The sequence below is a fragment of the Nocardia carnea genome, assembly GCF_029868325.1.
GTDB classification, from domain to species: Bacteria; Actinomycetota; Actinomycetes; order Mycobacteriales; family Mycobacteriaceae; genus Nocardia; species Nocardia carnea_C.
In genome coordinates this window covers 1-11,811 of the sequence record NZ_JARWNW010000240.1, presented here as the reverse complement: position 1 = coordinate 11,811, position 11,811 = coordinate 1, and the positions used below count along the sequence as shown (strand labels likewise).

Here is an 11,811-nt window from a genome sequence, read left to right as displayed (position 1 = left end):
CCGCGGGCCAGCGCGCCGGATGCACCCGAACTCCACAGTCCGCTCAGCGCGCCGTCGCTGCCGTTGACCATGACGAATGTGGGCCGCGGCGTGTTGTCCGGCGCCGGGCGGAAGAAATAGCCGGGCAGGGTGCTGTTCTCGTAGGGGATGTCGACGCGTTCGACCCGATACGCGGTGGTGTCGACGAAACGGTTCCAACCGGACCGGTGGTTATGGAAGGCCGGGAGAAGCCGTTCGCCGGCGCCGGAACCGCTGAGCGCGTTGACGGCGGTCGCGAAGTAGGTGGCGGACCGCAGGTATGCCCAGGAGGCGCTCAGCTGATGGCCGCCGGCCGCGGCGGTATCGGCGAGGGCGCGTGCACGTTCGCCGGCGGCTTCCCAGCTGCGGAACCAGTTTTCGTGGTCATCGGGTTCGGCGGCATCGATGGCCCACAGGACCTCGCCGATATCGGCCGCCCCGGACGCGGTGGCGCCGAGGACGCAGCGCACCACATAATCGGCGTCGGGATCCGGATAGAAACCGGCGGTGAACACCTGATGCGGGAGAGCGGGCCGGAACGGGAACGTGGGCACGAGATCTCCTTCGCCGGGCCGGGGAGGTCGGACGCCGCAGTATGTGAGTCTGTTCTGGGGCCGCGCTGCCGGGAGATCAGAGAACGATGACGTTCTTCCCGCGGGTGTGTCCGGTGCGGCTCGCCGCGAACGCTTCGGGGACCTCGTCGAGAGAGAAGGTCCGGGCGATGGGGACCGTCAGGTTGCCTTTGGCGGCGAGGTCGGCCAGGCGCTGGGTCTGCGTGCCGTCGGGGCGGACCCAGACGATATGCCCGCCGTGCTCGGCCACACTGTTGTCGGCGACCGAGGCGTGCCGGCCACCGGGGGCGAGTACCGCGAGAGTGGTGTCGAGCTGGCCGCCGACGAAATCGGCCACCGCGTCCACACCGTCGGGCGCCAGTTCCCGGATTCGTTCGGCGACGCCGTCGCCGTACTCCACCGGTTCGGCCCCGAGTTCCCGCAGGTACTCGTGGTTCTTCTGGGATGCGGTGCCCAGGACCCGGGCGCCGCGGGCCGTCGCGATCTGCACGCCCAGGCTGCCGACACCGCCGGCCGCGGCGTGGATCAACACGGTGTCGTCGGCGGTCACCTCGAGCAGGTCGAGGGTGCGCAGTGCTGTGCCACCGGCCAAGGGGAGCGCACCGGCTTGTTCCCACGGCAGTTCGGCCGGTTTCCGGGCGACGTGCGCGGCCGCGACCGTGACCAGTTCGGCGAAGGTACCGGCCTGCAGGACGTCCTTGCGGGCGTAGGCGAGCACATCGTCGCCCACCGAGAACTCCGGGGTGTCCAATCCGGTATCGACCACGGTTCCGGCGACGTCCCAGCCGGGGATCACCGGGAACACCGCATCGATCAGCCCGTCGAGTGCCCCCGACATCAGCTTCCAGTCGACCGGGTTCACCCCCGCCGCGCGGACTTCGATCAGGACCGAACCGGGGAACAGTTTGGGTGTGGGCAGGTCACGGACTCGTACATCGTTGTCGTCGGCGGTGTAGCGGTCGTAGGTCGCTGCGCGCATAGTCCATTCCTATCGCCGGGGAGCTGTCGCTGGGTGCAACGACGCGCCATCGCCGATATTCCTGTGCGCATGGCCTCGGCCGCCTGCCGTAATGAAGTCCGCCGAGCCGGGCATCGTCGACCGAACTCGGGGACCTCCGCTCAGCCCGCGGCCACAGACCGCGAACCGGTGCGTTTCAGGATGGCGGCGAGCTCGGTGTCGAAGCGGTCGGCGGCTTCGATATTGCCGAGGTGGCCGGTGGGCCAGACCTGGTAATCGGGGCGGTGACCGGCCTTCTCCATGGTGTCGGCGATGATGCGCGACATACGTTCGGGCAGTAGCCGGTCGTACTGTCCGGCGATGATCGTGGTGGGCACCGTGAGGTTCGCGGCCGCTTCACCCAGTTGCAGGTCTGCCAGGATGGCGGCATGCCGGCCGCGGGCCAGCGGGCGGCAGGAGCGCACGATGCTCAGGGCGAAATCGGCCTGCTCGTTGGTGGCGCCGCGGGCCATGATGCGCTGTTTGAGCAGTTCCCGGGCCGCCCAGCCGCCGGGCAGGGGTACCGGTGAGGTGAGGATGGATTCCGCGACGATCATCGGCAGCCGGACGGGTGAGCCGAGCAGGGTGACCGGCTGGTTTCCCACGCTGAGTGGTTTGTTCAGCAGGGGGAGCAGATCGGTGTCATAGCGGATATTGCCCGATGTGGTGTTGGCGAGCACCACTGCGCGGGCCCGCCGGGCGACCTGCTGCGGATGACGGGCGGCCCATGCTTGCAAGGTGATGCCACCCATGCTGTGGCCGACCAGCAGTGCAGTGCGACCCGGGCGCAGGGTGGCGTCCAGAACGGCGGCGAGATCATCGGCGAGGGTGCGGTCGCCGAGTGGAGCGCGGCCCAGGGTGCTCTCGCCGTGGCCGCGCTGATCGTAAGAGATCACCCGGTAGCGGCCCGCGAAGGCGTTGATCTGCGGATTCCAGTACTCGATACAGCAGCTCCAGCCGTGGATGAACACGATCGGCTCGGCATCGGCGGGACCGTAGGAGTGCACACGCAGGCGGGCGCCGTCGACGGTGGTGACGGTGGAGACCTCGGGCGCATCGGCGGGTGCGTTGAAGGCGGCGTTCCGGAATCGGCGAGCGCGCAATGCGGCACGGTAAGGGGCGGTCAGCGCGCCGTGGTGCGCCTGCGATAGCGCTGTCAACGATTTCACCAGCATCAGAACACTCCTTTGTGCCTGCCTGACACGGTAACCTGCAAGCTGGGTGCTTACAAGAGCAAGCGCCGCACCGAGATTCTCTGTCCGGAATGTGGTTCGTACCCCGGATGTCGGTTCCGCGGACGGTGCCGTTAACCCAGAATTCCCAGTCGGCGCCGTTTCTATGCACCGCAGCCCGAAACCGGAGCTAGCACCTCCGATGGTTGTGGCGTCAACCCCGCCGCCGGGGCTACGGTGAGAACCGTGAACGATTCCGACCCGGCCCCGCCATCACCGGTGCCCTCCGGTGTTCCGGCCGTGGGAACGGAACCCGTACGCAGCGGGCTCGCGCGGCTGAGCGCGGTCGCGCTACCGGCCGCGGTCGCGAGTGCGGGAGCGGCGGCTGTACTGCTGCTGCACTTCCGGGATCCGCACGTTCCGGGGTCGTACGGGCTGTGTCCCTCTTATGCGCTGTTCGGGGTGTACTGCCCCGGATGCGGGGGTATGCGGGCAGTGCACAACCTCACCGACGGGAACATCATCGATTCCCTGCACAGCAACCTGCTGGCGTTGCCGGTGCTGGTGCTGTTCGCGCTGTGGGTGGGCGATTGGGCCGTCCGTGCCTGGCGCGGCGACGGACCGCGGCTGCCCGGAATCGGTACCGGCACGATGTGGGTGCTGCTCGGCTCGATGGCCGCGTACACCGTGCTGCGCAACACGCCGTGGGGCACCTGGTTGACGCCGGTTTGACATGAGAGGTGGATATGCGCGACTCGTTGAAGGACCGGGTACGGGACAAAATGCTGCGGCAACTCGCCGAAGACGGCCCGGCCGGTCCCGAATCGGAGGATCCGCGCCTCATCTCGCTGGCCACCGATCTCGACGCCCTGGACAGCGTCGGCGAGGACGATCCGCTGGTCGAACAGCTGGCTGGCCGCTACCTGGTTTTCTGACCGGCGGGCGGCAGCTGCGGTAGCGGTTCGGAATACAGCCAGTCCTGCCACAGCGCATGCAGCGGCGCCACGCTGTAATGGCCGGCGAGATCGGTGAACTCCTCGGTGGAGACCGAGGCATGACGGTGCCGGGCTGTCCAGTCGCGGATCAACCGGAAGAACGCGGTATCGCCGAGTTCCAGCCGCAACACATGCAGGGTGAGCGCGCCCCGTTTGTACACGCGATCATCGAACATCAGGCCGGGGCCGGGATCGCCGACCACGATGTTCTGCGGCTCCCGGCGCAGCGTATGCCAGGCCGCCCGGGCCAGCTGGTCCGCGCTCGCGCCGTCGGCCGCTTCCGACCAGATCCATTCCGCGTAGCAGGCAAAACCTTCGTGCAGCCAGATATCGCACCAGTGCTGGAGGGTCAGGCTGTTGCCGAACCACTGGTGTGCCAGTTCGTGCGCCACCAGTCGTTCCACCCCGCGGCGGCCGTCGCAGTGGTTGGCGCCGAAAATCGAGATGCCCTGGGCTTCGATGGGGATCTCCAGCTCGTCCTCGGTGACCACCACCGAGTAGCTCTGGAACGGGTACGGCCCGAAGCGGTCGCTGAACACCGACATCATCTCCGGCTGGCGGGCGAAATCGTGGTCGAACGCGGCGCGGAGGGCGGCCGGGACGGCCGCGTAGAGCGGTACCGGAGCGTTGTGTTCGCCGATCCGGTGCCTGCGGTAGCGGCCGATCTGGACGGTCGCCAGATAGCTGGCCATCGGTTCGGCCTGCTCGTAGATCCAGGTCGTCTGTCCGGCCTTGGTCTGTTTGCCGACGAGGTTGCCGTTGGCGAGGGTGTAGTACGGGGTGTCGGTGGTGATCGAGATGCGGTAGCTGGCCTTGGAACTCGGATGGTCGTCGCAGGGGAACCAGGAGGCGGCACCGTTGGGTTGACTGGCCACCAGCGCGCCTTCGGTGAGTTCCTCCCAGCCGACCTCGCCCCATGGTCCCCGCACGGGTTTCGGGGCGCCGGCGTACTGGACGACGAGCTGCAGCATCCCGCCCGCCGGGATCCGCTCGCGCGGCGTGACGGTGAGCTTGCCGCGCTGATGGTTGTATTTGGCGGCCTTGTTGCCGTTGACCAGCACCTTCGACACCGCCAGGGGCTGGGACAGGTCGAGCGAATAGCGGGGGCGTTCGGCCGTGGTCACCGCGGTGATCACGGCGCGGCCCGCGAGTCGATTACTGGCGACCTTGTAGTTCAGTTCCAGTTCGTACCGCGAAACGCGATAGCCCCGGTTGCCGTTCTGCGGGAGATAGTCGTCGATGGGGGCGTCGTAGAACCTGCTCCCCATCAGCGGTCCGTCTCCTCGTCTGCCGAATCGCTGTCCGGGCTGCGCACCGGGCCGGTCCAGGGTGCGATGGGGTTACCCCACCATCTCGTGGAGGGCGGTACGGTATCGCCGCGCATCACCAGCGAGGCCGGACCCACGGTGGCGCCCGCGCCGACAGTCGCGGCCGGTAGGGCGACGCAATGCGGTCCGAGGGTGGCGCCCGGTTCCAGGGTGACGGTGTCCATGGCCATGATGCGGTCGTGGAACAGATGCGTTTGCACCACACAGCCGCGTTCCACGGTCGCCCCGTCGCCGAGTGTCACCAGGTCTGCCTCCGGAAGCCAATAGGACTCGCACCATACCCCGCGGCCGATCTTCGCGCCGAGTGCGCGCAACCACAGATTCAGCACGGGCGTACCTGTTGCCGCGCGGGCGAACCACGGCGCGGCAACGGTTTCCACGAAGGCGTCCGAGACTTCGTTACGCCAGACGAAAGAACTCCACAGCGGATGTTCCTCGGCCTGGATACGGCCCACCAGAATCCATTTCGCCGTCACCGCACTCGCGCAGGCCACCGCGCCCGCGACCATGAGCACCACCCCGGACAGCAACCCGGCCGCCAGGAAGCCGAAACCGTCCGCCACTCGCGCGAGAGCGAACAGCACCCCGAGGCCGATGGCGAAGGTCACCACCACTGCGGCCAGGCGGCAGGTTTCGAAGGCGCCGCGGAAGATCCGCAACCGCAGCGGCGGGTCGAAGGTGCGGTCGGTATCGGCACTACCGGCCGCCCGCCGCAACCGGACCGGCGGGCTGCCCAGCCACGACGATCCGGCCTTGGCCTTGCTCGGAGCCGCGGACAGCACGGCCACCAGACCGTTCTTCGGTACCCGCCGGCCGGGGGCGGTCATTCCGGAATTGCCGAGAAAGGCGCGTTTACCGACCTTCGCCTCACCGATGTGCAACCAGCCGCCGCCGAGTTCGTAACTGGCGATCATGGTGTCGTCGGCCAGGAACGCCCCGTCGGCGACGGTGGTGAACTTCGGTAGCAGCAGCACCGTGGAGGCCTCGACCCGTTTACCGACCTTCGCGCCGAGCAGCCGTAACCAGACCGGCGTCAGCAGGGAAGCGTAGAGCGGGAACAAGAATGTGCGGGCCGAGTCCAGCAGGCGTTCGGTCGCCCAGACCTGCCAGCCGACCCGGCTGCGCACCGGATGGTAGCCCTCGGTCAAGCCGATACTGAGCAGCCGGACCGCGACTACGGTCGTCACCGCGTACACCAGCAGGCTGAACAGTGTCGCCACCGGCAACCAGAGGAAAGCGGGTAGCAAGGCGCCGGCGAAACTCACCGAATCCCGGACGCCCCAAGCGATCACCGCGAGACCGGCCGCCAGCCCGGCGAGCGGCAGCGCGCCCAGCGCCAGCGAAGCGATTCCGTACGCCACCACCCAGTGCACGGCACGTTCCGGTGTCTGCGCCGGCCAGCGGTGCCGCGCCCGGCCGACCTTCACCGCCGGTGAACCCGCCCATTCCTGGCCGGCCTTCACCTTCCCCGAGACCGCCGAACCGGCCGCGATCTCGGCATCCCGGCCGATCTTGGTCCCGGGCAGCAGCACCGAGCGGGCCCCGACGACCGCGCCCTTACCCACCTGGATCGCACCGATATGCACGGTATCGCCGTCGATCCAGTAACCGGACAGGTCGACCTCGGGTTCCACACTGCACCCGTCGCGCAGCTCGAGCATGCCGGTCACCGGGGGCAGCGTGTGCAGGTCCACGCCCTTGCCGACGGTGGCGCCCAGCGCCCGGGCGAACGGCACCATCCACGGTGCGCCGGAAAGGTTTTCCGCCCCGCTGGCCTCGGCCAGCCGGACCGCGGCCCACAACCGCACATGCACCGGACCGCCGCGTGGATAACTGCCGGGCTCGACGCCCGCGAGCAGTACGCGCGCCCCGGCGACACAGATCGCCATCCGGCCCAGCGGGGTGATGAACACGGCGAACAGCAGTGCGGTCCACCACCACGACAGACGCGGTAGCCACGGCAGTACCTCGAACCAGCCCGCGATTCCCGCGGCCACCGCGAGCCAGGTCACCCATTGCAGCCCGGTGAGAGTGGTGAGGGCGACCGTCGCGAGGATCTGGACCAGTTGCGCCGAGCGTGGCGTCGGCTCGACTCGGCGGATATCGGCTTCGACGCCCGGACCGCTGTCGTCCAGGAGTTCGGCCAGCGCGCCGAGCCGCGGATGGTCGTAGATATCGGCGACGGTGACCTGCGGGTACCGCGTGCGCAGCGCCGATACCAGCTGCGCGGCCGACAGTGATCCGCCGCCGAGTTCGAAGAAATCGGCGTCGGCGCCGGTGATCTCGGCGGCGAGTACATCGACCCAGATCTGGGCCACCCAGGCGGCCGTTCCCGTCAAACCGTGTTCGGCCCCGGCATCGGCGCCTGCAAGGGGCCAGGGCAGTGCGTTGCGGTCGACCTTTCCCGAGGTCCGGGTGGGTAGTTCGGTGACGACGACCAGTCGCGGGATCAACGGGGCCGGTAGCTGCTCGGACAGTAACGTCCGCGCCGCGGCCAGGTCGTAATCGTCGGGGACACCGGTGAGGTAGCCGATCAGCACCGGTGAACCCGTGGCGGTGGTGCGTACCGCCGCGGCGGCACCGCTCACGCCGGGGAGATGCTGGAGAGCGTTGTCGATCTCGCCGAGTTCGATCCGGCGACCGCCGATCTTCACCTGATCGTCCGCCCGGCCCAGGAAGAGCAGGCCGGCGCTGTCGTTACGAACCAGGTCGCCGCTGCGGTAGGCGCGGTCCCAGCCCAGTGTCGCCAGCGGCGCGTATTTTTCGGCGTCCTTGACGGGATCGAGGTAGCGGGCCAGACCTACGCCGCCGATCACCAATTCGCCGGATTCGCCCTCGCCCACCGGAAGACCGTCCGCATCGACCACGGCCAGATCCCAGCCGTCCAGCGGCAGCCCGATCCGGACCGGGCCGGTGCCGTCCAGCAGCGCGGCGCAGGCGACCACGGTGGCCTCGGTGGGGCCGTAGGTGTTCCATATCTCGCGGTCGTCGTCGGCCAGTCGTTCGGCCAGGTCCGGTGGTACGGCTTCGCCGCCGAAGATCAACAGCCGCACCGATTCCAGCGCTTCGGCCGGCCAGGTCGCGGCCAGGGTGGGGACGGTGGAGACCACCGTGATGCCCTGCCGGACGAGCCACGGGCCCAGATCGGCGCCGGTCCGCACCAGCGCGCGCGGCGCCGGGACCAGGCAGGCGCCGTGCCGCCAGGCCAGCCACATCTCCTCACAGGAGGCGTCGAAGGCCACCGAGAGCCCGGCCAGGACGCGATCACCGGGACCGAGTGGGTTGTCCCGCAGGAACAGGCGGGCCTCGGCGTCGACGAAGGCGGCCGCGTTGCGATGCGTGACCGCGACACCCTTCGGTGTACCGGTGGAACCGGAGGTGAAAATGATCCACGCGTCGTCGTCCACCGAAGGGGCACCGGTGGATTGCCCGCCGATTGCCGGATCGGGTTCGCGGTCGCCGACCGGTTCGATACCCGCCGCGGTGGCGAGGGCGGTGACCTGCGCTTCGCCGAAAACGAACCGCGCCCGCTCCTCGGGGTCATCGGCATCGACCGGAACATAGGCGGCCCCGGCGTGCAGTACCGCCAGAATGGTCAGATACAGCTCCCAGGTCCCCGATGGCATCCGGACACCCACCCGGTCCCCCCGACGAACCCCGGCCGCCCGCAGATCCCGGACCGAACGGTCGATCTCCACCAGCAGTTCGGCATAGGACAGGGTGCGGTCGGCGGTCGCCACAGCGGCAGCATCCGGGTGCCGGGCGGCCGTCTCGGCGAGCACATCGACCAGGGTGCGCGCTCGCGGCGCCGCATCGGCGCGCCGGAGCCCGCTCACCGTTTCGAGCTGCGCCTGCATTTACCCGGCCCACCTTCCATCGCCCAGCCGACGGACTCGTTCTCCCACACGGGGGTTACCGCCCGGCAAACAGCGGTCGAACGAGTTTATTGGCGCGCAGGTGCAGACGGGGTTCCGGCCCCTGTGTCGTGCGGTGTCTCCGGCGCCGCGAAGCTCGGGCCCGGGTCCCATATTCTGCGCATGGACGGGCCAAAACCATTCAGCGCCGAGTAAGACTCGGCGGTGCTGGGTGCCGGGTTGGGCGTGGGGACCCACCCGCGCCACGATGAACGGCCGACGACCGCGCGCAGCCTGGTGAGGCCGGACCGCGTCTGCACATCCTTCATGCGGCCGGACCGAAGGCGGTCAGGTACCGCAGGACCACGACCATCCGGGCGCAGCAGCCGGCAAGGCCGGTACGTGGATGGCCGACCGCCGCACGGCCCGTTGCTCGTCACCGCTGGAGCCGGGCGGCCCGAGTCCGGCGAAGCGGGCAGTATGGTCCGCGCTCAGTCGACGTCGTCGGCGAGGAGGGTGGGGCGGTAGTAGTGGCCCTTGTAATAGAGCAAGGGGGCCGTCGGGGGTTCTTCTTCGGTGTCGTCGTGGACCTTCACCACCCGGCCCACCACCAGAGTGTGGTCACCGATCGGGATGAGCTGCTCGATGGTCGTGCGCAACCACAGCGGGGTGCCGTGCAGAACCGGTTCCCCGGTATCCAGGGCCGACCACAGGGCGGGGTCGCTGAAGCGGTGCGCCGCGGTGCGGGCGAACCGCTGGGCGAGATGGCGCTGGTGTTCGCCCAGGAAATGGATCACCACGGATTTCGCGGCGGTGAGCGCGGCGAGGCTGGAGGACGTATCGGCGATATTGAACGAGATGAGCGGCGGATCCAGCGAGAGCGAGGCGAACGATGTCGCGGTGAAACCGACCGGCCCGGCGGGCGAGTTCAACGTCACGATGGTGACGCCGGACGGGTAGTGCCGCATCGAGGCGCGGTATTGCTCGGCGGTGATCCCGCTGAGATCGTCGGGAATCCGGATTCCGGTCTCGGGCCGTGGTGCTTCGGTCACCCAGCCGACGCTACGCCCGGATCGGCCCGATAGTGCGGGGTGGTCCGCTGGGTGGGAGGTCCTTCCGGGTCACTCCACATCGAGGGAGAGACCGGCGGTGATCCGGAGGAGTTCGGGGTAGGAGGTGCGGAAAACCGCGCCCGGATAGCCGCCGGCCGCCACCAGCTCCCCGAACCGGGACAGCGTGCTGTCCACCCAGGTCGGCAGGTTCGCAGGATGGCCCACCGGCGCAATACTGCCCGGCAGCTGTCCGGTGTACTTGACGGCGAGATGCGGGGGCGCCGCAACGAGCTCACCCTCGAGCCGTGCCCCGGTGCGTTCGGCATCCACCCGATGCGCCGCGGAAACCAGCAGCAGAATCGGATCGTCACCCAGCAGGAAGACCTCTGCCTGCACCAATGCCCCCGCTGCCACCTCCATCGCGTGCGCGGTTGCCGCGGGACCGGCCGCGGATTCCGGGACGGTGACGATCAGACCGTGGTGTCCGCGCGCTATCAAAGTATCCGAGACCCGGCAGGTTATCGGTGGAAGCGACCTGCGCATGGCCACAGAGTAAGGCGAACCCGCCTCCTGCGCCGCCGTTTATCCGATGACCGCCCGGGCCGTCCCGGCGAGTGGACAGGCGCGCCCAGCGGTCCTGGGCCGGTAGGGAACGGGCATTAGTCTGGACCGATGACAGATTGGCAGGCTTTCACCGTCGAAACCAACGATCGCGTCGCCCGGGTGACGCTCACCGGCCCGGGTAAAGGAAACGCCATGGGCCCGGATTTCTGGCGGGAACTGCCGGAGATCTTCCGCGGTCTCGACGCCGACCCCGAGGTCCGGGCGGCGGTACTCACCGGTTCGGGTAAGCATTTCTCCTACGGCCTCGACCTGCCCGCAATGAGTGGCACCTTCGGCCCGCTGATGGCCGACCGCGCTCTGGCCGCGCCCCGCACCGATTTCCTCGGCGAGATCCGGCGCCTGCAGGACGCGATCACCGCGGTGGCCGAATGCCGTAAACCGGTGATCGCCGCCGTCTCGGGCTGGTGCATCGGCGGCGGCCTGGACCTCATCTCCGCCGCGGATATCCGCTACGCCAGCGCCGAGGCGAAATTCAGCCTGCGCGAGGCCAAGGTCGCGATCGTGGCCGATGTGGGTTCGCTGCAGCGCCTGCCCGGCATCATCGGCGAAGGCCACCTGCGCGAACTCGCCTACACGGCCAAGGACATCGATGCCGCGCGCGCGGAGAAGATCGGCCTGGTCAACGATGTCTACCCCGACCAGGACGCGGCGCTGGAAGCCGCCCACGCGACCGCCCGCGAAATCGCCGCCAACCCGCCGCTGGTGGTTCAGGGCGTGAAGGACGTGCTGGGTCAGCGCAACGCCGCCGCGGTCACCGAAGGCCTGCGCTACGTCTCCGCCTGGAACGCTGCCTTCCTGCCCTCCGAGGACCTGACCGAAGCGATCCAGGCAGTATTCGAAAAGCGCACTCCCGACTACAAGGGCCGCTAGCGAGAAACCTCCGCCCGACAGCGCGGACCCCGCGGTGGTCACAACGGAGAGCCGAACGCCACGCAGACGAACCGGGCGCCGTACGCCGGCTTCGAAGCGGGTCGGCGGCGCCCGACGAGCAGCTCCTACCCGGAAATCCCAACGCAACCACGGCGGCGCCGAGTCCAGCGAGGCCCTCGAAGGGTTAGGGCCCGGCCAGCAGCCCGGTGCCGATACCGTGCACCGCGCGCACATTGGGCAGCGCCAGCACCCGCCGCCGCAGCACCCATTCGAAGGTCGGCCGGAGAAAACCGATGACATCCATACCGCCGGCGACCCGGGCCGCCCAG

Annotated in this window: 9 protein-coding genes and 1 pseudogene; 3 read left to right on the top strand and 7 right to left on the bottom strand. The window is 69.0% G+C overall.

Going from position 1 to position 11,811, the window contains the following annotated elements; genetic code table 11:
• The 3 genes and pseudogenes from QH196_RS20890 to QH196_RS20880 all read right to left on the bottom strand — a co-directional run.
• Positions 1–572: pseudogene (locus tag QH196_RS20890) on the bottom strand (alpha/beta hydrolase family protein); the annotation flags it as partial.
• 76 nt (positions 573–648) lie between these two features.
• A complete protein-coding gene (locus QH196_RS20885; protein WP_280417498.1) occupies positions 649–1,569 on the bottom strand; it encodes an NADP-dependent oxidoreductase in 921 nt (306 codons plus the stop codon).
• A gap of 140 nt (positions 1,570–1,709) precedes the next feature.
• Positions 1,710–2,762, bottom strand: coding sequence for an alpha/beta fold hydrolase (locus QH196_RS20880; protein ID WP_280417497.1), 1,053 nt, complete (start codon positions 2,760–2,762; stop codon positions 1,710–1,712).
• Between the two features lie 243 nt (positions 2,763–3,005).
• Here QH196_RS20880 and QH196_RS20875 point away from each other — a divergent pair, with 243 nt between their 5' ends.
• Together QH196_RS20875 and QH196_RS20870 are read left to right on the top strand one after the other, a co-directional pair.
• Positions 3,006–3,491: a DUF2752 domain-containing protein gene (locus tag QH196_RS20875; protein ID WP_348538095.1), complete on the top strand. Its 486-nt coding sequence runs from the start codon at positions 3,006–3,008 to the stop codon at positions 3,489–3,491.
• A 14-nt stretch (positions 3,492–3,505) separates the two neighbouring features.
• Positions 3,506–3,694: a hypothetical protein gene (locus QH196_RS20870; RefSeq protein ID WP_033244495.1), complete on the top strand. Its 189-nt coding sequence runs from the start codon at positions 3,506–3,508 to the stop codon at positions 3,692–3,694.
• On the opposite strand, the gene QH196_RS20865 is transcribed toward QH196_RS20870, so the two are convergent.
• From QH196_RS20865 to QH196_RS20850, 4 genes are all read right to left on the bottom strand, one after another.
• Positions 3,679–5,022, bottom strand: coding sequence for a M1 family metallopeptidase (locus QH196_RS20865; protein WP_280417496.1), 1,344 nt, complete (start codon positions 5,020–5,022; stop codon positions 3,679–3,681). The genes QH196_RS20870 and QH196_RS20865 overlap by 16 nt on opposite strands.
• The gene (locus QH196_RS20860; RefSeq protein ID WP_280417495.1) at positions 5,022–8,939 is read right to left on the bottom strand and encodes a Pls/PosA family non-ribosomal peptide synthetase; all 3,918 of its coding nucleotides are present in this window, start codon (positions 8,937–8,939) and stop codon (positions 5,022–5,024) included. The genes QH196_RS20865 and QH196_RS20860 overlap by 1 nt, the downstream gene beginning before the upstream one ends.
• 488 nt (positions 8,940–9,427) lie before the next feature.
• The gene (locus QH196_RS20855) at positions 9,428–9,988 is read right to left on the bottom strand and encodes a flavin reductase family protein (RefSeq protein ID WP_280417494.1); all 561 of its coding nucleotides are present in this window, start codon (positions 9,986–9,988) and stop codon (positions 9,428–9,430) included.
• Between the two features lie 69 nt (positions 9,989–10,057).
• Positions 10,058–10,531 carry a YbaK/EbsC family protein gene (locus QH196_RS20850; protein ID WP_280417493.1) on the bottom strand — a complete coding sequence of 158 codons (474 nt, stop codon included), beginning with the start codon at positions 10,529–10,531 and terminating at the stop codon, positions 10,058–10,060.
• A 129-nt stretch (positions 10,532–10,660) separates the two neighbouring features.
• On the opposite strand from QH196_RS20850, the gene QH196_RS20845 reads away from it, so the two are divergent.
• Positions 10,661–11,482: a crotonase/enoyl-CoA hydratase family protein gene (locus QH196_RS20845; protein WP_280417492.1), complete on the top strand. Its 822-nt coding sequence runs from the start codon at positions 10,661–10,663 to the stop codon at positions 11,480–11,482.
• The last annotated feature ends 329 nt before the right edge of the window (positions 11,483–11,811 follow it).